Here is a 23,073-nt window from a genome sequence, read left to right on the forward strand (position 1 = left end):
CTTTATTATTCATAACTTAATAGCAAATAAAGTATATAAAAACTCTTTATATTGATCTTCTGTAATTTCACGCTTAGTTTTTTCCCCATGAATAATTTCGGTTAAACTTGTATTCGTTAATGAAATATGGCCAGAGTTCGTCAACTTTACTGCAATTGGTCCTTTATTAAAAATAGACTTCTCATCTTCTATCACTCTTCTTTGAACATCATTTACTACTATCTCATCAATATTATGTTTATAAAAAGCATGACAAACTTTCCATTCTCCATCAGTATCTATTCTTTCTAAAACATAATTCCCTTTACTCGTATCTTTTCGTCTCACCCGGTACGAACCATTTTTTGAAGAAACAGACTTACCAGTAAAAGGTACAGGAACAAGAGGTACTAACGAAGCTATACCTACATCAATTAAATACTGTACATTATTATAAGTTAAAATAATTGTTATATGGCCATCCTCAAGTGCCCATGCATTTATATCGTTTTTATAAACCGTACCTAATGCCAGTTGTACATCATAGCCACAGTCTCTTAAAAAATAGTAAAAAAGAGTGTTTAATTCGTAGCAAAGTCCACCACGGGAACTAGTTAAAATTTTCTCTCGCAAGTTTTCCGGAGAGATTTGATTCGTATTACACGCTATAACATCTAAATTCTCAAATGGTATAGTGTGTGCAAATGCAAAGAGAATTGTATTTAATTCTTCAAACTTCACTTCAGTACGCTTTGCAAGATTCAATCTTGTAAAAAGCTTATGTTGTAGACTTGTCATAGTCAGCACCCCTTAAAATGTATAAGTTAAAATAGTATATGCTGATTGTAAATTTGATGGGGTACTGAAACAATGTACATTTCGTTTAACTGTACCGGTACAAAAAGTCTAACCGACAAGATCACTTAAGATAAGAAGCTACGAATAGAAATTTAATAGTTTATCTATAGGCAAATTATTAATATCACTTAAATCAACAAAATATTGAAGTTGCCACGTTTGGCTCTTTTTAGCTTGATTGCTAACAGTGGTATCCCAAACAGGATAAATTCTCATTGCCATTTTCCCTGTTTGACTTTGTGTTCTCAATATTTTTTCTTTAAGAAGAATCTCTTTAGGAAAAATAAATTGCCCTAGTTTATTATCAGCAATACAAGTGATTACTAATAAATCAGGAGCAGCTTCATAAGAGAAAGCTCTATTTCGCATATTTTCATCTTTCTCCCAAAAAGAAACAAATTGCCCAATTTTATTAGGAGTAACTTTTGATTTTCTAAAACGAATGGTTTTGTTATTTAAGTGGAATAAACATCCTGCATATTCTGCGTTTTGCTTTTCTTCTTTTAGATTCGTAATCATTAAATTGTTAGGTTTGTAAACTATATTGTTTAAATTTCGGATCGTATCATTAAAATTGTTCAAAAAAACTCCCCCTTTATCCATCTCTTAGTTTACCACAAACATCAGTTCTTCTATATCGTATATAATCATGAACTAAGTGAAATGGGGGAATTTAGCAGGATATAATTATTACTTTAATGTACTTAGTTTTTCAATTGCTTGTTGTTCAGTTGCTAAGTAAAAAATGTCATTCCCTTTATTACATTCATAAATAAAATCCTTTAAGCTTTTACTAGTATACATAGAGAAATCTCCAACAATAGCAATCTTTACCTTGTAGTTTATAAACTTTTGAAGGATATCGCCCGCAAGCCGTGTTTTTAGATCAAAGAAATCTTCACTTATTAAAGATTTATGGATAATAATATGTTTCGCATCTACCTCATATTGAACTGTTGCCATAATATCTAATGCAGACTGAACATCCGATATTAATACCTTATCGTTTCTAATGACCGCAATATTGATTCCATCGATTACTACTTTCTTTATTTCCATAGTCCCACCCCTTTATAATTTACACAGTATGAGTAAAATTGTTTTACAAAACTTTGTATTAATCATAGATTAAATTAGCCACAGCTATTAAAATCGCCCCTATTTTTTATTGTAAGTATATATTTTTTATTACTAATACGGTCAATGAAATTAATGATAGTTTCTCTTTTTTATATTTTTGAATATATATGAGATTACTTTTACTTGTTATAAAAATATTGTGGAGTAACATAACTTAACAAACTATCCAAAGTGTTAATCTCGGCATACGGTTGTATTTTGGTAGTATTCTTGATCTTCTGAGGGTTAAACCACACACCTTTTATATTTACATTTTGAGGACCAGCAATATCCTTTTCTAAGTCATCCCCAACAAATAAAGTATTTTCCGGTTGTAAATTTAACTTATTTAATGCTAGTTCGAATATACGTTTATCAGGTTTACTAAATCCCACTTCTTCAGAAATAATGATTGTTTCAAAATACCTATTTAAATTCGTGTTAAATATTTTAGCTTTTTGCCTCTGAGTTGAGCCATTTGTTATAATTCCAACTTTAAAGTGCTTCTTTATTTGATTTAAGAAATGAATAGTATTTTGGTCTATTGAAAAACATCTAGGGAAATTATTATTCCAAAAATCTTGGATGTAATTGCGTGGCAATCTATACTTCGGCGTGAATTCATCAAACAATGATTCTAAAACTGTCGTTTTATTACTTATGCCATATTCTCTTTTATCGTATTCTTTGAATTTCTGTAACATGTTGCTTTTAGCCGCACTATCTACATTTTCATAACACTTTTCTAAAACAATTAAAAATAATGCCTCTACTGCTTTATCCCTATCAAGTAATGTATCATCTAAATCAAACAGCATCGCTTTATAACCCATCAAATCATTTCACAACCTTTCTAGCATTATATAAATCTCTCCAAGTTTGTACCTTTAAACTTTTGGTTTAGCAAGAACATTGTTATGTAGTGATTAACGATTAAATAAAAACTAGATGAAAGAAATCCATAGTTCTTGGCACACACTCTAGTATTACAGTAGCTTCTTCTATATTGAAATTCCTTTTCCTCTTTTGGTAAAGAAGCAAAAGTATATTTTCGAGAATTTTAAGAAACTACATACAATTCACGTTATTATACATTAGTTTTTCGTAAATATTAATCGTACATCAATTCATACGATAAGTTTTTTTAAGCAATTATTTCTCCATAAAAAAGTAATATAGCTAATAATACTTTTTGATAGTAAACGTCCTATGAAGTTTACTACTGTATCTCCACATAAACTCCAGATTGTACGGCTATAATGACTACCAGAGGTGATATTATGAAAAATTATCATATCCTCGTGGTTGAGGACGATCAAGAAATTCAGGAATTAATTAAACAATTTTTAATGACACAGCATTATACAGTGGTAGTCGCTTCAGATGGACTAGAGGGTATGACACAATTTAATAAGCAATCATTTGATTTAATTCTTCTAGATGTTATGATGCCCAATCTTAATGGGTTTGAAGTTTCTAAAATGATTCGAAGTCAGTCAAACGTACCAATTATTATGCTAACTGCGTTGGAAGAAGAGGAAGATCAAATGAAAGGATTCGATCTTGGGATCGATGATTATATAACAAAACCCTTTTCATTTCATGTTTTGATTAGACGAGTCGAAGCTGTACTTAGAAGAAGTTATGATAAAAATGTAAATAATCATTTGATATTTAAAGAAGTTCGTATCGATGTGGATGCATATAGAGTGTATGTAAATGACGTTGAAATTATATTAACGACAAAAGAGTTTGAAATTCTACAACTACTATTTCAAAATGAGAGAAAAGTACTTACAAGAGAAAATATCGTAGAGAAAGTTTGGGGGTACGATTATTTTGGAGAAACACGAATAATTGATACACATATTAAAAATCTACGCAAAAAATTAGCTATCCCTTATATTAAAACAATAAAGGGTATTGGTTATAAAATTGATGAATAGTATTGTGAAACTCATGAAAATGAAGCAAATCACTTATAAACTCTTTATGACTACATCTCTCATTTTGTTATCCTTTGCAGTATTGATTTATTTAACTTTATACTTCTTTCTTCCTACATTTTATGAGCAATATAAAACAGATCAACTTCAAACAGGGATAAACGAAATCATTGATAAGTCTAAAAATCTTACGTTTCAAGATGCGATACCACTTTTTGATGAATACGCAAAAAAAAATAATGCGATGCTTTACCTTCAAAATAAAGAAGGAGTAATTATTTACTCTCCTTCATTTTCTTTTATTCAAAGTGGTACGCAAAAAACAGTAGTTACTAAAGCAACACGATTCGAGAATGCAAGTACCCTTAGCAATTCATATAACGTTACGAAACCAATTCAATTCCAAGATGGTAGTTTAACGCTTATAGTCTTTGCTACATTTCAACCGATTGATGAAGCTTCACAGGTTTTAGTACGCTTTCTCCCCTATATTAGTATCATTGTACTCGTAATTGGTATAGGGAGTGCTTATTTTTATTCCAGGTTTATTACAAAGCCACTTATTTATATTAATGAAGGTGCACAAAAGATGGCAAATTTAGATTTCTCCGAAAAAATTGAGGTTCGCTCTACAGATGAGTTAGGAGAATTGTCTAATAGTTTGAATGACATGTCTATTAACTTACAACAAGCTATGTTTGATTTAAAAAAAGCAAATGAACAATTAAAAAATGATATTGAAAAAGAAAGAGAAATAGAAACAAAACGCAGAGAGTTTTTTGCGATTGTAGCACATGAATTAAAGTCCCCTCTTACTGTAATGAAAGGCTACTTAGAAGGGATGATTTATAATATTGGCCCTTATCAAAATCGCGATCAATATTTAAAGAAAAATCATCAAATTATTGAAAGTATGGAACAATTAGTTCGTGAAATTTTAAGCGTATCGAAATTAGAACAACACACCTTCAAACTAAAAGTAGAGAAAGTTAATCCTTCAAAGTTAATAGGTACAATCACAAAAGATCTCGAATTTTTTGCTTCTCAAAAGAGCATCGAAATAATAAAAGAAATTGATTCTGATCTTTCTATTTATACAGATTGTGCTCTTTTAGAAAAAGCATGTAAAAATATTATTCACAATGCGGTTATGTATTCACCACATAATGAAAAAGTCTATATAAAGTTAAGTGAGGATTCGAAACAAGGTCAAATCGAAATGCAAATTATAAATACAGGTGTCAATATTAAAGATGAAGATTTACAACAAATTTTCAAACCATTTTATCGAATTGAAAAATCAAGAAATCGAAATACTGGAGGAAGTGGTTTGGGGTTATATATTGTTAAACAAATTCTTGAAACGCTAGATATAAAGTATTCAATAAAAAATATGGAACATAGTGTGCAATTTCGCATGAGTATTCCATTATCTAAACACAAAAACAAACAAACTCTCCTTTAAATAGGACGAGTTTGTTTGTTTTTGTAGTAAATATAAACTTATTAACAGGTTTTTCACTTAATGGACAAATGCTGTTTCTTAAATGGCGATTATCATAAGTAGTGACAAACTGTATTCAATTTACATATTTATCTTCTACTATAACAGCAAAAAAACGAAATTCCGCATAGCGCAAATTAGATTCTCTTATTTGAGATGCATTTCATCTATGAAACTAAAAAGGAGGATGAAAAATGCATATTTGCCTCCATTTTTCAGATTAATTTGGAATTCTTTTATGATAAGCTATATGTAAAGATTAAACATAAAACAAAAAGGATGATTCGTATGCAAATAAGACCAAAGGTAAGTGAATATAACTCCTATTATGCAACGTATACCAACTTAGTATCAGACGGAAATATCATACATATTCTAGAACAACAAATGAAGGAAACGAATCTTTTATTAAAGGGAATTTCTAATAGTGAGGGGCTTTTCCGGTATGCTCCTACTAAATGGAGTATAAAAGAAGTAATCGGTCATATAGCAGATACAGAACGGATTATGGCGTATCGATTGCTATCAATCGCTCGAGGCGAGACAGCAGAACTTCCAGGCTATAATGATGATATGTATGTTCTTAGAGCTGCTTTTGATAAGCAATCTATGCAAGATCTTCTTGAGAATTTAATAGTTGTTCGCCAATCTACCCTGTATTTACTTAGAAGCTTAGATAAAGAAGCTTGGTCACAAAGAGGAAATGCGAATAATTCTGAAGTTACAGTTCGTGCATTAGCATACATCATTGCTGGTCATGAGCTTCATCATCTTCAAATTATAAAAGAACGTTACCTTGGTTCTGATTTATATCCAGCAACTTAACATTTGAAGAGAATGAGTCCTATTTATGTAGGGCTCTTTTTCAGTATTTATAACGGATTAGTGCTTAGAACCATGGTGATTAAATGCATTTATTTATAAAGTCCACCACATAATATATATGCTATCCCCTTTTATTCTGTACATGAATTTCTTTAGGTTGATATACTACAAACTCAATATATCTGGAAAGGTGATGATATTATGTATGAACAGCAAAATAATAGAGATAGAGATCAAAAAATGATGTTTTCTATGCAGGGAGTTCCCTCAAATAAAATTAACATGAATCAATTACCTAAATGGATTAGAATTTTTGGCTATTGTGTGTTTGGTTGGATAATAGTATTTAGTTTAATTATGATTGTAGGTTTAATTCTGCAATAACTATGTGTGATTATCCCATGATATAGGTAACCAATTATAATAAAAAGAACTTGTAGAATATCATACAAGTTCTTTTTCAAATATTATTAAAACGGGAACAACAAACTATTTTAACATTCAGTACAGGGAGACCATTTTGGTTATGGCTTGATATTATTATAAATCAAATATAAACTTTTGAAAGGGATAGATTTTGAAAATTATGTGAATTTAATAACTACGATGTTTATATTAGATTTCATTTACGACCAACTTCTTCTTACTTAAATACACAGCACGATCTGATTTTTTTGCAACCTCCTGTGAGTGCGTCACAACAATAATGCATTTATTTTCTTTATGTGCAAGTTCTTGAAACAGTTCTATTATATCCATTGCGGTTTCCTCGTCGAGATTTCCTGTCGGCTCATCTGCAATTAGTAAATCAACATTACAAGATAGTGCTCGAGCGATTGCTACACGCTGTTGTTGCCCGCCACTTAGTTGCAGGACGTTTCGTTTCGCTTCAGCTTCTGAGAGTCCTACCCTCTCTAATAATTCTAATGCTCTTGCTGTTTTATTTTGCACTTTAACACCTGTAATTTCCATTGCTGTTAAGACGTTTTGAAGAGCGGTCATATAGGTAATTAAGTTATAAGATTGGAAAATTACAGATACATTTTGATTACGGTATCGATCCAAGCCAATTTTTCTAATATCTTTGCCATTATACAGTACATAACCATTTTTAGGGACATCTAGTCCGCAACCTAAGCTTAGAGTTGTAGTTTTACCAGATCCAGATGGTCCTAAAATCGTGTAGAAATGTCCTTTTTGAAAAGAAAAGTTAACATTATCTAGTATCGCTACATTTTTTCCGTTACTTTCATAATAATAATCCAAATTTTTAAACTGTAAAATCGTCTCCATATCGAGCCTCCTCATTCATCTTTTAAAAGAATTTGTTTTGGGTTTAAACGTAGAATAGATAATGCTGGAAGAAGCGTTGCTATTATAGCAATAGCTAGTCCAATTCCACCCATTTTCCCTACATCTTCTCCTGTTACACTTACATCAATTTTATCAATTGGATCTTCTTTTTGATTTTGTAGAGTACCACCAGGTCCAGCCATCATTACAGTACCATGTTGCGAGGTATCTGTTTCTTCGCTTGCAGTAGCAATTTCATTCGAAAGTAAATTATCCCCGATATATTGAGAAACTTTAGCTCCTGTTGTTATGGATAATCCAAACGCTAAAATAGCGACACACACTACTTCTACTACGAATTGCGCCATCAGTTTCCACTTTTTCTCTCCAATAGACAATAGAATTCCCATTTCTTTACGACGCCCTTTAATTGATAGCATAATGATTAATCCTAAAATGATCGCACCTGCAATCGATACAATATAAATGATCATTTGAGAAGTCGAAGAGATATTTTCGATAGGACCAATCATTTGCTTGTACAATGAATCATGCGCATCTAATTTATAATAATTAAAATCAATATTAGATTTTTTTGCTTCTTTTTTAAATGCATCAATATATTGTGGATCATTCAAGAAATACACGACTTGAACACTACTTATACCTTGGTCTACTTCTAATTTTTTCATAGTTGAATGCGGCATATATAGTTTATTAGCTGGATCCATAATAGGAGGAGCCTGTTGACCCATTGCTTGCTCATTTGTTTCGTAAATACCGATAATTTCAACCTCAAGGGTTTCCTTCTTATCCCCTGATTGCACTTTAACTTTGTCTCCTACTTTCAAATTGTTTAATTCCGCTAATCGTTTTTCCATTAAAGCTATATTCTGATCCTTCATTTGCTCTGTAATTGGTTTTCCATCAATGATTTTACTTTTTCCGTTTTTAAAGCTTTCTTGTAATACAGTCTTGCGAACTCCCTCAATCATAAAAGAAGCATTCATATCTATTTCTGTACCAGAGCTTGAACCGCCTCGCACAGCCGCCATTCCGGCTTTACCTTTTCCTTCTTCTTCTCCTTCTGAAGCTCCTACTAGTTTAAGTCCATCAGAAATACCGAAAGTGTTAGCTATGTAATTATAGTCTTTTACATACTTGGATTTCGCTAATTGATCTGTTTCTTTTGTATCGAGCTGCGGTGGATTTGGCATTTCTCCAGTTTCCTTAGCTTTTTGACCTAATTTGTCGAAATCAAGACCTAAAGTAACATCTGCACCAAGTTTTTTTCTCGCAGCATCCGCTGCTTTTTTTGACGCATTTTGGATTGTGAAACCTGAAAGAACCAAATTTGTAACAATCAGAAAAACTGCCATCAAAATTAATGATGTTCCTATCCTTTTTTTCATACTGAGAATTGCTCGTTTCATAAAATTCATTTTTTCTTACCTCCTTGATATCTTGTATTCTATATAGGTTATCTAGAGTTTATATGGAGCTAATCGGTAGTTTAACTAGAGATATAAGGAGTTTATGTGTAGTTATTTACCTGTTTCAGAAAAGCTAGAACACAAATTCAAAAACGCAGCCGTTTTTGAATATTGGTAAGGAGTTATTCCGTTTAATAAATTTATATAAAAGGTTAAGATTAATTTAATGTATGTAGCACAAAAAATATTTACTGTGTAATTTCTATACAATAAATATAGAGAAACCTATTTGGATATCTATAATAGGGATTAATATAGTTACTGTATCTCATACAAATCACGTCACTTTAAAAGGTGCATCTTTTAATACGAAAATAAGCAAGTTAATATTCTCTTATATGAATAAGAATATTAACTTGCTTTTTAGATTTTAGTATAATTTATTTATAGTTTTATTTTATTGCAAGCTTTATAATATGATATACAAATTTATCACCTACTATTAGGAAAAGAGAATATTTTATAATTAATTTACAACATAAATTTTGTCCATGTTTTAAACAATATGTATTTTGGAGGAGGTTAATTTGATTTTTTCAAAACTCATTGATCGGTACGCCTTATATGATTTACACAAAAAAAGAAGTGTAGCGTTTCAGTATACTTCCCTTTCTAACACTTCATTAAATATAAAGGACATAGAATCTTTTTATAAAGTAAAACCATCCTATATTCATTTTGACATTAAGCATTCAAAACAGGAAAAGGAATACATGGTTGGGCAATTCAAATATAAAAGCTCGGTTCAATCCGGTGATTCACGCAACGACTCTGTAACTGGGGAATTATTCTTACATGAAAATGAAAATGCACCTCATGTTATCTTTGTTCACGGTTGGAGAATGGATTCTAACGAACGTGTGAAAAAAATATTCCACGATCATATGACCAGCCTGAAGTGGAATATGTATTATTTCACTCTACCCTATCATTTTGAAAGAACACCCGATCAATCCTTTTTCAGTGGAGAGTATATGGTAAGTGCAAATATTGAACGAACAGTACAAGCAACTAGACAAGCGGTAGCTGATTTACGAGCTTTGATTAAATGGATTAAAGCAAATAAAAATGGTCCCCTGATTCTAATAGGAATTAGTTTAGGTGGATTTATTACTAACTTAACCTCTCTTGTTGAAGAAGAAATTGATGTGTTAGCATCCATTTTCTATGCAAATCGACTCTCTTATTCAATTTGGAATACAACTCCAGGTAAATTTATTAGAGAAGACTTGGAACATCATGGTGTAACGTATGATGATTTAATAGATTATTGGAAAATCACTGAACCGAGTCAAGCATTACCAAAAGTAAAAAAAGAAAATATTTTATTAATTTCAGGTAAGCACGATCTATATGTGCATTCTGAGGATACAGACTACTTGTGGAAATCTTGGGAAAGGCCTACACGATATATTTATACATGTGGGCATGCCGGGATAGTTCTTAAACGTAAAAAAATTGCAACTGATACTATTAATTTTATTCAGAATCGATTGAACTCCCCACATTTATCCAATGACAGGTCTTAAATTGTGAGATTACTAAGTAAGGGGTAGTACCAACATTCGTACACTAAGATTCTTTCAACATAAAGATTGTTGATAACTTGTACGTGTCAGTAATGCTGGTGTTACTTTAAATACAAAGAGCATGTTTAAAAAAATGATAATAACATGCTCTAAACTTATCTATTTATTTTTATTTCTTACAGATATCTATAGATAATATTGAAACATCCCATGTATTAAAAAGTGTTCCCTGCAGTACATTTATGTATCGATCTGCTGACTTCTGAACAGCAAGGTCCACATGCTTTGACACGACTCGATGAAAAGCATTATAAATACGGTTGAATGGTAGCCCTTTTACTATATCCGTCAGCTATTTTACTTTACTAGCAGTGGATGTAGATAACTGTACATGAAACTCACTCACTGACAGTTGGCAATCACTTGAAAAATATCACCTGTTAGCAAAATGCCTTAATATAATTTCCAACTTTCCAATGTAAAACAGTTTTTCCTTTAAAATGACCTCCAAGACGATTTAATGTAATGCCATTTGGTTAATTCAAAAGACTCACATACTTGTATACTCAAAATCCCTTTGATTTGTTTTTTGATGGTAAAACAAGTTTCTCTACTCTTCCATATAGAGTAAGCAACTTGTTGATAAAAGAAAATTTCGGTATAAACCAATACGAAAATAAAGCTGAAACACATCCTATTAAAGCCCCTATTACTACATCAAAAGGATAATGAACTCCTACCCAAATACGAGAGATTGCCACACAAAATGCAAGTATAATCCATAACCATCCAGTCTTCTTACGAACAAGCCAAAATGAAAAACAAATCGAAAAAAAGAGAATCGTATGGTCACTAGGAAATGAATTATCTATAGCATGATTGACAAGTTTATTAACATCAGGTAATACTGCAAACGGTTGATAATTCAAATGAAATTTCCCTGCTATTTTCCCGATTACCTCGGCAATTACAAAAGTAACCAGCGCTTGAATAACCATCATTCTACTTTTTCTGGACCCAGTAAACCAATAAGCTAAAATAATTAAAGCAAAAATATATACCATATATTCTGCCAAAAATACCATGGCTGAGTTTAGAAATGAATATTGTTTACCTAAATCATTAATCGCTCGAAAAATATCAATATTGAATTGAGAAAAAGACATTTCAAATCCCTCCTTTTTAGTAAGGTGTTTTACTGATTTCCATATACTTTCATTACATAAATAGTTTTGGTTATTGTATCTATCTAAAAATATCAACCTCTTATGACATCACTTTCTTCTTTTTCACTTTAATAAAAAAAGAAAAAGGAAAACATCGAACTTTCTTACAAACATTCATGCATTCTTACAGTTTTGTCATTTTCTTGTCATTTTGTAAATAGGTTCATCGTCTTGCCTTTTGCTATTTTTAAGAACTCTTATATCTACAATTATGGAAACGCTAATTTCACATAAAAAAAAGAAGAACCTTGGTGAGTTCTTCTTTTTTTGTTTATTAAATTGTAATATAATTACAGTATGTGAAATTATATTATTTTAACTTTAAAACAAATGAACTTAATGCAGGAACTTTAATTTTATTGTCATGGACAACATAAAGTGGTTTACTTCCCGCCTGCTTCCCGTCTACTAGTACTTTCCAAGGCCCATTCGATGGAAGTGTTATTTCAACCGCTTCTCTATTTGCATTGTGAGCCACCGTAAAGTATTCATTTTTATTCCCCTCTATTGTATAAGCTACCGTATTTTTCGGGGCACCTATAAATGAAACTTGTGTTTTTATTTGCTCTGCAGATGTCATTCGAAAAGCTGAGTACTTTTTGCGTAATTCTATTAAGCCCTTCATATAATCTACTTCATTATTAAACGTTGCACGGCGCAGCCAATCCATCTGGTTAATTGAATCTGGAGATTTGTAACTATTATGATCACCATATTTCGTCCGCATAAACTCTTGCCCTGCATGTAAAAATGGAATTCCTTGTGATGTTAATAAAATTGAAGAAGACAATTTGTGCATTTGTTTTCGCACTTCATCGTTGTCACCTGGATTAGTTAACTCAAGTTTATCCCATAATGTATGATTGTCATGTGCTTCCACATAAGTTAGCACCTGCTCTGGATCTTGATAGGTAGACGAATTTGTATCGTAGTCAATACCTGCCGTAATACCTTTTTTAATACGATCTTCCATATTTTCCTTTCCATTTATAAAACCATTTTCCTTCTCTTCAAATACACTACCTTTCAATCCATCACGTATATTATCATTAAAATGAGCAATCCCTTTCATTTTCTCTGCATTTTTTTGATTTGCTTTCAGCTCAGCTGCAAGAGGTGTATTTAAATCCCATCCTTCTCCGTGTAGTATAATAGAAGGGTCAATTTGATTAACAGCTTTACGTATTTCATTCATCGTTTCATAATCATGAATACCCATTAAATCAAAACGGAATCCATCTAAATTGTATTCTTTCGCCCAATATGTGACGGAATCTATCATAAATTTCCTCATCATTTTTCTTTCTGAAGCAGTATCATTTCCTACTCCAGTTCCATTTGCAAATGTTCCATCTTCATTGTAACGATAATAATAACCTGGAACTAACTTATGGAAATTAGATTCAGCAGCGTTATACATATGGTTATATACTACATCCATCACTACTCGAAGATTATTATCATGTAGTGTTTGAACCATTTGCTTCAATTCAGTTATTCGCACAGTCGGCTCATAAGGATTTGTAGAATAGGAGCCTTCTGGAACGTTGAAATTTTTAGGATCATATCCCCAGTTATATTGCGGTTCATTTAAAGTCTCTTCATTTACAGAAGCATAATCAAATATCGGTAAAAACTGAACGTGAGTAACACCGAGATCCTTTATATGATCAAGTCCTGTTTTTACACCTTCTGGCCCTTTTGTTCCTTTTTCTGTTACACCTAAATACTTCCCTTTCTGTTTAATACTACTTTCAGGTTGAATGGAAAGATCACGTACATGTAACTCATAAATAATAGCATCTTCCGGATTTTTAAATTTTGGCTTTTTGTTTGCTTTCCATTTTTTCGGATTTGTTTCTTCTAAATTAACGACTGCACCTTTATCCCCATTTACAGAAGCAGCACGCACATATGGATCAACTGCTTCTGTCCACTTATCACCAATTTTGACCTTATACGTATAAAAGAGCCCTTTTTGGTTCCCTTTTAGTTCTGCTGTCCAAGTTCCCTTTTCACCTTGTTGCATGTTTATTTCAGTACCTATTTTATCGTTCCATTTTTTATATGTAACTAACTTCGCTTCACTTGCAGTAGGAGCCCATACACGGAACTTTGTATGTTGCGCGGTATATGTATTCCCTAAATCGTTACCACTATAATAAAATAAATTATCAAATTCCTCGCTACGAATGACTTTACCAATTTCAGTATTCGTATCAGCTAAGTTTTCTATTTTAACTTTGTATGTTTGTTTTAAATCAATTTTCTGTTCCGTAATTATTTTAACCTTATTAGTAATATCTCCACTGTTTATATCATAAGGACTAATATTCTTAATTTTAATGCCTTCAATTTCAATTTTCTTTTCCCTAATATTAAATGGGACATTAGTCGTTACAGTAATTTCATGGAAACTATCAATAGTTGCTTTTTGAATTGAGAGATCTGAAGAAGGCTTAGAGTTATATACTTTTTCATCACCCGAAAGAATCCATACTTCAGCACGACCGTCCTTTATATTTTCAATCCAACGATCTCCACCATCTTTTTCCCATTCATTTGTTCGAACTATAAATCCTACACGATTATAGTCACCGTCTATTTTTATCTTAGCGTATTTTCCAAATTCATCTTCACCAGTAAATTCATAAGATGTACCATTTGCATTTTCACCCCATAACCAAAGATTCCAGTCTTTTGTATTTCCAAGCTTCTCTTTGTAATGAATGATAATTTCAGTTGTTTTCGAATTTGAAATTGCCTTCACACTCTGAAAGGAGAAAACAGATGATAACATAACGATTATGGTAAGTAATAAGAATGATTTGTTAATTAACCTTTTTGTAATTTGCACCACATACACCCTTTCTTCAAATATTACTAGCGATTTATTATGCTTACACTGAATAACACTGCTTAAATTAATCTAGAAATCTCTTTTAATTCACCTCCATATTGGCTATTTTCACGTATGTATTTCAATGACCTTTTAATACGAAAACGTTTGCATTAATGCTTAAAAAAATAGATTTGTGTATGCCCTCATATATTTGTAAATGCTAAAAGGTCAGGGAAATCATTTTAAAGCAATCGTTTGTTATCGCTTTCATTTTATAGACTTTCTATCAAGAGGTCAATATATTATTAATTTTCTGTTTTTACACACTTTAAACCTTATTTATTTGTCGCAACTTCTTACAGATAACGCACCTAATTATTGCTTAGTCAGTTTATTTCCAACAATACATTGCTAAGTAAAAAAGCAGCTAATATCCTTAAAATGATATTAGCTGCTTTTCATAATGTATTAATATATGAATGATAACTATATTTCTAAATTACTTAATTTTTGCTGCATCAAATGCCTTTTGAACTGCTTGAACTTCAGCTGTATTTGCACCATATTTATTAGTTGCCACTCGAATACATGCTGATCTCAATTCTTTGAAATTAGAAGTCATGTTTAACTCATCAGTATTTGCATAATAGAAAATATCAAACATTTTATCTTCACCAATTCCTTTAACAGTCACTCCGTTATGAGTTCCTCCTTTTGCAATGAGATACGCAACTTTATTAATAATACTTGAATTAAAATGAACACCACCTTGATCCCATCCATTAAAATCGTTAAATTCACTGTAATCATCTGGATAAGGTACTCCAAGTGAAGATGGAACAGAAGCTGGGTTTTCCATATCACGGAAAACAGATCCCGTTTGTTCTCCCATTGTCCAGTTAAAGTTTCCATTATTTACGTATTTCTCAATAGATGTTCCCATAATATCAGATAGTGCCTCATTAATCGCACCGGATTCCCCGTAATATTCAAGATTAGATTCGCTAGAAGTAACAGCATGTGTAAATTCATGTCCAGCTACGTCATATGCTTTAACAATAGGATCACCATATACAAGCATACTTCCATTATTAGCACTTAATGCATTCTGCCAATTCTTCGGATCATTCGTCTCTTCAGAATCCCAAGCGTGTACAACTGAAACTACCTTTTGTCCCTTATTATCAAAGCTATTACGCTTGTATTTATCTTTATAAAAATCAAATACTTTTGTTGCTAAGTAATGAGCACTTACTGCTTTTGGATCGTTAAATGTTGCCGAAGTACTAGTCGCTAATGTACCAGGATAATAGCTTTCTTCTTTAGTAATATCTCTGTAATTCACATCATATGTTTCAATTCCTTGCCCTCTTGTATAATCAGCAAGAGCATATTTGCCATTACTTTGTTTAGAGATACCAAATGAACGATTAATACCTAAATCATCTTTTCCTGTTCCGGTTAATGATGTAAGACTGCTTTGTTTACTTTTCTTTAAAGCGCCAACTAGTTTGTCACTGGCTTTTAAGTTAGATTCTTGTACCATATTTTTTAACATATCACCATTTTGTGCATTTACTAAATAAGTACCAGAAACATAGTTTGGTGTTGCAGCTTCAAATTTAACTTGGTATGCATTTTTAGCTTGTCCATTATTTTCATCAACAAAAATAACCTCTTTAACTTCTGGCTCAGTAATAAACTTGATATCGTTCCCGTACTTCGTATAAATAAATTGTTTTGCTTCATCTTTTGATAGATTAATAGATTTTTTCAATTCTTCTTGTTTTAAATTTTGCGCGCTATCACCAGAAACACTTTTAATAACACCATTATTATCTACGTGTGCAGTTAATTGATGACCATATACTTCTTTTCCTTCGTATGTTTGCTGCATACGTACAAGTGTAGTTCCATCATACGAACCACGTTTTTGAAGGACTTTATAATCTACTCCTGCTTCTCCATTGACTTGTTTTTTGGAGAGAGCTTGCTCTGTTTTCTCCTTAAGTGCATCCTTTACTACATTTTCTGGTGTCTTTTGTGACGGTTGTGTCAGTTCACCCGAACGGAACGATTCTTCCTGAATTTGAACTTGTAGTTGATCTGTTTCCTCTGCATGACCTACCCCATATGGTGCCACAGCTGTTAAAGCTAATCCTGTTGTTAATGCTACCTTAGTTAATGTCTTTTTGTTTTTCATTATTTCACCTCGTATAATTTTTGAAATAGAAAGCTTGTACAAAGTATACTGTCTATTTCTGTCGGAAAAAAGAGAAAATACACAATTTATGTAACATTATGCAAAATTACATAAATTGTGGGCAATATTATAAATAATGAACGGAACACATATGTACATTAATTTGAATAAAAGAGAGTCCTTATAGGCGCTCATCCAATTGGTTAGTTATTAATTATCTATATTCATTGTAATAAAAGTATACTTACCTCTAAATAACAACATAAAAACCCACTCTTTACTATTGTAAGAGTGGGTTTAATGTTATTAAAATAACAATTACTATAAGAAACCTTATAATTTATATTTTTTTAGTAATCCTACTAAGTTTTTTGTAAAATTCACCTTTCGTTTTTATATGCTTAAACTGATTTGGATTAATATTTGCTTTTTGTGAGAGTGCTACAATCTCTTCTTTTGAAATTGAGTCTTTCGTATTTATAGATGCTATATTTGTGTATTTTCCATCTTCTGTTTTTGGAATTTCTAAAATCCCTTTATTCACAAGATCAACTACAGCCTTATGCTCTGAAGAATGTAAATCTACACCAGTAATTTTCCAATTACGCATAACTTTTGGTGTGTATACACCGTTCTTTACCTCTTTTAAATATGTAATAGCAAGGTTACGAATGGTTCCACCTGTTTCTCCAAATGCATTCTCTTGTTTAGATGACCAAATTTGTTCAAACTTACGCCCCTCTAAAGCTCCTCCTTTTGCCTGAAGAGCCTCCATTCTATATGCATTCATTCCCAGCGTCATAACATCGCTCATTTTGATTGGTTTGTTTGTACGAATAGAGCGTAAATTTGTAATTCTACTTCCGTATGGTTTTGTTAAGTCAATTTCGTATTTTACGCCTCCAAAGAAATCGTTCGTACTGTATTTAGATGCACGGCGGGTTTTATCAAAGCTAACGGTTACATCTCCGGCACGAGATGAGTTAAAATATCCTGCTGCCCATTCCATATAGTCTTTTAAATCTTTTCCAGAAATCTTATATACTGTAATTTCTCCCAAGGCATATTGGTAATTATACGCGATATCTTTTTTCTTAATAGGACCTGTATCCAAACGGGCATAATCATTATCAATTTGATGGGCTACTACATCTGCTTTACTGTAGTAGAGCATGACTTCATGAAAGAAATCTGATAAAGGTGTTTCTTGAATCTGAACACTTGGGATACCCTTTATTTCATTTTCAGGAACAAGATTTCTACCCTTTAATTGAGCGACTACAACATTTGCATCTCCTCTCGCATATTCGTGAAAAGGTGTTAGTGTTTCTTCAAGTGTAGGATCAGATAATATCGTTGTTCCATCAGCATTTTTTACAGGTATAGCGGTAGCAGTTTTATCTTTTAAAACCAACTTCCCATCTTGCTTTGTAAAAGTAAGGTCAATACGTGAAATATGTGTTCCATATTTATCTGGTTCTGTAATAATTACGCCATTTACAACTTCTTTTTTTACAAGTTTATGCATATGAGCCGCAAAAATAGCACTTAGTTCCGGACAAGCATTTGCAATATCTTGAACACCAGTACCAGGGATACCATTCTCATTTTCTAGTCCCATATGCATAACTCCTACCATTACATCTACTTTACCTTCTAATTCTTTAATTGCCTTTTTTGTCTCTTCTACTGGATTTTTCACCACTAAACCCTCTAAATGATCGGTTCCTTTTTCAAAGTCACTAATCATTGGGGTATTCATACCAATAATCCCGACTTTAATTCCACCTTTTTCTACAATTGTATATGCAGGAAGAAAGCGCTCTCCATTTTCCTTATAAATATTACCTGCTAACGTTTTTCCCTTATATTGCTCACTAACTTTTTTCAATGTATCTAATCCAAAGTTGAATTCATGATTTCCAAATGCCCAGGCATCATATCCCATTGTATTCATCGCTACCATCATTGGCGATTGTGGCTTATCGTTGAATAATTCTACTGAGTTTCCTTGAATTGTATCCCCGGCATCTACTAATATGGTATTTGGATTTTCTTGACGGACCTTCTTTATAACCGTATAAAGCTGCGTCAAACTTCCACTCATATTTGCTCCATCAAGCGCATAATCCCAAGGCATAAATCTACCATGAATATCTGCAGTACCTAACAATGTAATATTAACTTCAGATTCCTCAGCCTTAGAGATAGATGGTTTGACTATTACTGCCGTTCCAAGCAGTAATAGAATTACAAAGTAACATACATAGTTCTTCCATTTCATTTTTTGCATAATAATAATATTTCTCCCCTTTTTGTACTTTCATAAAGTTGCTTGAACTTTAAAAATGTAACTTATTATTCAGGAAACTTCAACTACAAAAGATAATTTTGAAGGTGGTTCTGTTGCAAAAATAAAGAGAATAAATTGCATACATCCCCTAACAGAATTGTATTTTATCGTTTTCTGACAGAATACTCCTTCCTTAAGCGTGTGAAGTGTACTTTCAAAAAAATAACCCCGCTCTTCATTTAAGACGGGGTTACACTTATACAGAAAATCGGATAGTTTCATATTTTCTTAAGCTTATTGGTCACTTTCAACAAATTTCATTCTATTTTTGTTTTCTTCTGAATCAATATGAATCAATTGTTTTCCTTGTTTATAATACGTATCAATAAATAGGGAATAATTTTTACTTTTCAATTTCACAAAGCAATTTTATCTCTTTGATTTGTAACATATGACGCTGTTCATGCAAATAGATCAGTTCTATCCACTGATCAAGGGGCAATTCTCCAAGAGCTGGATGCATCACTGATTTTTTCGCTAATATAGATTCATCTTCTATTGTACTCAGGAAACGAATCAATTCTTTTCTTGATTCGTTTAGCATATTGAGCATTTGCTCCACTTCAAATGGTTCTATACTTGGTTCAATCATTTCTGGAGCTATAAACTTTTTCGTTCTATCTAATAAAATAGTGTGAATTTCTTTACGCTCATTTTGGGTACTATCTAACTTTTTTAACCCTGAGGAAATAACTGTTATCACTCTCTCATCTAATAAAACTAAATGATGACAAACTTGTGCAATACTCCATTTATCCTTATCTGGTTTCCTATTAAATTGAGCATCACTCAACAAAGAAATTTCCTCAACTAATTGATTTCTCGTTTCATAAAACTTGTCATTTACAAATGTATCCATGTGGATTCTCCTTTCATTGTAACCTACATACTTAATTTCTACGCTAGAAATATTATCTTCGAAAAAAGATTTTCTTTCACTACTATTCCAATTTCCTTTTAAAGCCACAAATGAAGTTATTTGTTTTTTTGTATATTTTTAATTGGCACAAATAAATCAACCTTTAACTTTCCTTCTAGATCTTCAGCAACATTATTTAAGCAAAACTCTAAATTATCTCTATCATAATCTGCATCATACTCACTATTTAGTAGCCACTCTGCATACATGTATTGATACGCTTCACTTAATTTATGAGGTTCATCATAAAACTGGTATAGACCATAGTTACCTCCATCTAACCTTTTAAATTGCACATCATGATACTTTTCTTTATCGAAGTTTTCAGGAATCGTAACACATGCATCATGCCGGCACTTATGGCTTGCAACAAGTTCAGGATTATCTAATGATATTCCGATAAATGATTGCTCTGGTGGATACAGTTTATTTTCAATTGACCAGTTCAGTAACTTTCCCCAATGATCTTGCGGTTCAAAGTAGCTACCAGTTCGTCTTATATACGCTACTTCTAATGATGGTAATTTTTTTATAACAACTTTCATTTACATCTTCTCCTCTATAAATACGTACACTGTTTATTTAGCTTTCTTTAATATTTATTCCTTCTTAAACAAAAAGAATTTTCTAATCACATAAAGTGAAACTTTAATCAGCGGGCGATGAATTTGAATTGAAATATAATTGATTACTATTACTACTAAAGTAGTATGTACTTTCATACTTTTATTTGATTTTACATTCTTTTTAAATCGATATATTAATTGTAAGAAAATAAAAAGGTGGAGGATTTTAATTGATTAAAGGAATATACGAAGCGCATTTACCAGTGAGTAATTTACAACAATCTATCGAATTTTATGAAAAACTAGGGTTGAAGTTAGCCTGGAGCGATGAATCAACAGCATTCTTTTGGATTGAGGACGGGAAAAGTTGGCTGGGATTATGGGCGGGCTCTGAATACGAAACAAAATATCATCCTTCTTTACGTCATATTGCATTTAGAGTTTCCTATGAGGATTTAAAAGAATCATTACATTGGTTACACTCACTTCAAATTAAAGCTGTTCCGTTTGGGAGTAATGAATCTATTGAACCATTTGTGCGTCCACATCAAGGTAATGCATCTGTTTATTTTATTGATCCAGATGGTAATAGCTTAGAACTTATTTGTCATATTTTTGTACCTAACGCACTAAAACATATAAATGATAAATTATCCTTTAAAGATTGGGAGACACTATTAGCTGACACATTTGAATGAATATTAGTTATAAATCATAATGGCTCGCTTTTATTTTTATAACATGTATAACCATCTTGAATAGTAATGTCCTATCAATTTATCATTAAATAAATGTAAAAAATGACCCTATTTATTCATTTTTAATGCGTATGTATGTACATTTGTTAATTTATTCGATATATTATGGGTATTGAATGATTACGTGAAGTGTATAGGTCGCTTATATAACACCTTATATTTTTATATCCGTGAAAACTACAAAGTGTATGAAAATCCATTTGTCAAATGAATTTAGTGCGGAAGGAGGTTTGTGGTTACTTCATAGGGTATAATAATCAGTTTTTTACTGATAAAAATATAGGAGGCGACATAATGTTTCGTACGATTTCAAATTTCATGAGAGTATCTGAGATAAGAAGGAAAATCCTTTTTACACTAGCGATGTTAATCGTTTTTCGAATTGGCACGTTTATTCCAGTTCCTCATACTAACGCAGAGGTATTAAAAGTACAAGATCAAGCTAACGTTCTAGGTATGTTAAACGTATTTGGTGGAGGAGCATTGCAACATTTCTCAATCTTTGCTGTAGGTATTACACCATATATTACAGCTTCCATCATAGTACAATTACTACAAATGGATGTTATACCTAAGTTTTCGGAATGGGCAAAGCAAGGAGAAATGGGCCGTAAGAAATCAGCTCAATTCACTCGATACTTTACAATCATTCTCGCATTCATACAGGCCATCGGAATGTCTTATGGCTTTAATAATATAGCAGGTGGACAATTAATAACAGATCAAAGCTGGACTACATACTTATTTATTGCGACAGTTTTAACTGCAGGTACTGCATTTTTACTTTGGTTAGGCGAACAAATTACCGCTAACGGAGTTGGTAATGGTATTTCGATGATTATCTTCGCAGGTCTCGTTGCCGCGATTCCAAATGTTGCAAATCAAATTTATTTACAACAATTCCAAAATGCTGGCGATCAGCTATTTATGCACATAATAAAAATTGTTTTAATTGGACTCGTAATTTTAGCGATAGTTGTTGGTGTTATTTACATTCAACAAGCTGTACGTAAAATACCGATCCAATATGCAAAAGCTGTTTCAGGAAACAATCAATATCAAGGAGCAAAAAACACTCATTTACCGCTTAAAGTAAATAGTGCTGGTGTTATACCAGTTATCTTTGCTTCTGCATTTTTAATGACGCCGCGTACAATTGCGCAGCTCTTCCCTGATTCAAGCGTATCAAAATGGTTAGTTGCAAATCTTGATTTCGCACATCCAATTGGAATGACACTTTATGTCGGTCTTATCGTTGCTTTCACATATTTCTACGCATTTATTCAAGTAAATCCTGAACAAATGGCTGAGAATTTGAAAAAGCAAAATGGATATGTTCCTGGTATTCGTCCTGGTAAAGCAACTGAACAATATGTAACTAAAATTTTATACCGTTTAACATTTATTGGTGCAATTTTCTTAGGTGCAATTTCTATATTACCGCTCGTATTCACGAAAATTGCTACGTTACCACCTTCTGCTCAAATTGGTGGTACAAGCTTACTTATCATTGTCGGTGTAGCACTAGAAACTATGAAGACGTTAGAAAGCCAGCTTGTAAAACGTCATTATAAAGGCTTTATTAAAAAAGTGAATTAATTATAAAAAACACACTATATTTTAAAGACATAGTGTGTTTTTTATTTTATATAAATATCGC

The 23,073-nt window shown here is 32.0% G+C and carries 19 protein-coding genes and 1 pseudogene; 7 read left to right on the forward strand and 13 right to left on the reverse strand.

Annotation, left to right across the window (positions count from 1 at the left end):
- Nucleotides 1-9: 9 nt before the first annotated feature.
- From QCI81_RS00610 to QCI81_RS00625, 4 genes are all read right to left on the reverse strand, one after another.
- Complete coding sequence (locus QCI81_RS00610; RefSeq protein ID WP_071732154.1) at nucleotides 10-777, reverse strand: arylamine N-acetyltransferase family protein; 768 nt, start codon at nucleotides 775-777, stop codon at nucleotides 10-12.
- A gap of 138 nt (nucleotides 778-915) precedes the next feature.
- Nucleotides 916-1,419 carry a MepB family protein gene (locus tag QCI81_RS00615; RefSeq protein ID WP_071732153.1) on the reverse strand — a complete coding sequence of 168 codons (504 nt, stop codon included), beginning with the start codon at nucleotides 1,417-1,419 and terminating at the stop codon, nucleotides 916-918.
- 108 nt (nucleotides 1,420-1,527) lie between these two features.
- The gene (locus tag QCI81_RS00620) at nucleotides 1,528-1,896 is read right to left on the reverse strand and encodes a DUF4180 domain-containing protein (RefSeq protein WP_071732152.1); all 369 of its coding nucleotides are present in this window, start codon (nucleotides 1,894-1,896) and stop codon (nucleotides 1,528-1,530) included.
- A gap of 200 nt (nucleotides 1,897-2,096) precedes the next feature.
- On the reverse strand, nucleotides 2,097-2,789 hold the full coding sequence (locus tag QCI81_RS00625) for an HAD family hydrolase (protein ID WP_071732151.1): 693 nt from the start codon (nucleotides 2,787-2,789) through the stop codon (nucleotides 2,097-2,099).
- A 447-nt stretch (nucleotides 2,790-3,236) separates the two neighbouring features.
- Between QCI81_RS00625 and QCI81_RS00630 the strand changes: the two genes are divergently transcribed.
- The 4 genes from QCI81_RS00630 (at nucleotide 3,237) to QCI81_RS00645 (ending at nucleotide 6,615) form a co-directional block, all read left to right on the forward strand.
- Nucleotides 3,237-3,902 (forward strand): response regulator transcription factor, encoded by a 666-nt coding sequence (locus QCI81_RS00630; RefSeq protein ID WP_000800727.1) that lies wholly within the window; start codon nucleotides 3,237-3,239, stop codon nucleotides 3,900-3,902.
- Between the two features lie 13 nt (nucleotides 3,903-3,915).
- Entirely contained in the window at nucleotides 3,916-5,367 is a 1,452-nt protein-coding gene (locus tag QCI81_RS00635) for a sensor histidine kinase (RefSeq protein WP_078401664.1), read from the forward strand.
- Between the two features lie 327 nt (nucleotides 5,368-5,694).
- Nucleotides 5,695-6,231: a DinB family protein gene (locus QCI81_RS00640; RefSeq protein WP_016512709.1), complete on the forward strand. Its 537-nt coding sequence runs from the start codon at nucleotides 5,695-5,697 to the stop codon at nucleotides 6,229-6,231.
- A gap of 201 nt (nucleotides 6,232-6,432) precedes the next feature.
- Nucleotides 6,433-6,615, forward strand: coding sequence for a hypothetical protein (locus QCI81_RS00645; RefSeq protein WP_000273230.1), 183 nt, complete (start codon nucleotides 6,433-6,435; stop codon nucleotides 6,613-6,615).
- A gap of 231 nt (nucleotides 6,616-6,846) precedes the next feature.
- On the opposite strand, the gene QCI81_RS00650 is transcribed toward QCI81_RS00645, so the two are convergent.
- Nucleotides 6,847-7,524 (reverse strand): ABC transporter ATP-binding protein, encoded by a 678-nt coding sequence (locus QCI81_RS00650; RefSeq protein ID WP_000447852.1) that lies wholly within the window; start codon nucleotides 7,522-7,524, stop codon nucleotides 6,847-6,849.
- Between the two features lie 11 nt (nucleotides 7,525-7,535).
- On the reverse strand, nucleotides 7,536-8,966 hold the full coding sequence (locus QCI81_RS00655; RefSeq protein ID WP_071732150.1) for an ABC transporter permease: 1,431 nt from the start codon (nucleotides 8,964-8,966) through the stop codon (nucleotides 7,536-7,538).
- 578 nt (nucleotides 8,967-9,544) lie between these two features.
- Here QCI81_RS00655 and QCI81_RS00660 point away from each other — a divergent pair.
- The gene (locus QCI81_RS00660; RefSeq protein WP_071732149.1) at nucleotides 9,545-10,546 is read left to right on the forward strand and encodes an alpha/beta hydrolase; all 1,002 of its coding nucleotides are present in this window, start codon (nucleotides 9,545-9,547) and stop codon (nucleotides 10,544-10,546) included.
- A 169-nt stretch (nucleotides 10,547-10,715) separates the two neighbouring features.
- Here QCI81_RS00660 and QCI81_RS00665 read toward each other — a convergent pair.
- The 7 genes and pseudogenes from QCI81_RS00665 to QCI81_RS00695 form a co-directional block, all read right to left on the reverse strand.
- A pseudogene (locus QCI81_RS00665) lies at nucleotides 10,716-11,073 on the reverse strand (MBL fold metallo-hydrolase); the annotation flags it as partial.
- A gap of 39 nt (nucleotides 11,074-11,112) precedes the next feature.
- Complete coding sequence (locus tag QCI81_RS00670) at nucleotides 11,113-11,712, reverse strand: undecaprenyl-diphosphatase (RefSeq protein WP_071732147.1); 600 nt, start codon at nucleotides 11,710-11,712, stop codon at nucleotides 11,113-11,115.
- Nucleotides 11,713-12,082: 370 nt separating this feature from the next.
- Entirely contained in the window at nucleotides 12,083-14,629 is a 2,547-nt protein-coding gene (pulA, locus tag QCI81_RS00675) for a type I pullulanase (protein WP_071732146.1), read from the reverse strand.
- Between the two features lie 484 nt (nucleotides 14,630-15,113).
- The gene (locus QCI81_RS00680) at nucleotides 15,114-16,817 is read right to left on the reverse strand and encodes a M4 family metallopeptidase (RefSeq protein WP_071732145.1); all 1,704 of its coding nucleotides are present in this window, start codon (nucleotides 16,815-16,817) and stop codon (nucleotides 15,114-15,116) included.
- Nucleotides 16,818-17,157: 340 nt separating this feature from the next.
- Nucleotides 17,158-19,110: a bifunctional metallophosphatase/5'-nucleotidase gene (locus QCI81_RS00685; RefSeq protein WP_071732144.1), complete on the reverse strand. Its 1,953-nt coding sequence runs from the start codon at nucleotides 19,108-19,110 to the stop codon at nucleotides 17,158-17,160.
- Nucleotides 19,111-19,513: 403 nt separating this feature from the next.
- Nucleotides 19,514-20,029, reverse strand: coding sequence for a DinB family protein (locus QCI81_RS00690; protein WP_071732143.1), 516 nt, complete (start codon nucleotides 20,027-20,029; stop codon nucleotides 19,514-19,516).
- A gap of 116 nt (nucleotides 20,030-20,145) precedes the next feature.
- Nucleotides 20,146-20,634 (reverse strand): AraC family transcriptional regulator, encoded by a 489-nt coding sequence (locus QCI81_RS00695; RefSeq protein WP_071732142.1) that lies wholly within the window; start codon nucleotides 20,632-20,634, stop codon nucleotides 20,146-20,148.
- A 251-nt stretch (nucleotides 20,635-20,885) separates the two neighbouring features.
- On the opposite strand from QCI81_RS00695, the gene QCI81_RS00700 reads away from it, so the two are divergent.
- The gene (locus tag QCI81_RS00700) at nucleotides 20,886-21,353 is read left to right on the forward strand and encodes a VOC family protein (RefSeq protein ID WP_000589636.1); all 468 of its coding nucleotides are present in this window, start codon (nucleotides 20,886-20,888) and stop codon (nucleotides 21,351-21,353) included.
- 354 nt (nucleotides 21,354-21,707) lie between these two features.
- Nucleotides 21,708-23,012 carry a preprotein translocase subunit SecY gene (gene secY, locus QCI81_RS00705; protein WP_065224882.1) on the forward strand — a complete coding sequence of 435 codons (1,305 nt, stop codon included), beginning with the start codon at nucleotides 21,708-21,710 and terminating at the stop codon, nucleotides 23,010-23,012.
- Nucleotides 23,013-23,073 lie beyond the last annotated feature (61 nt).

This window comes from Bacillus cereus group sp. MG20 (assembly GCF_040459885.1).
GTDB lineage: Bacteria > Bacillota > Bacilli > Bacillales > Bacillaceae_G > Bacillus_A > Bacillus_A cereus.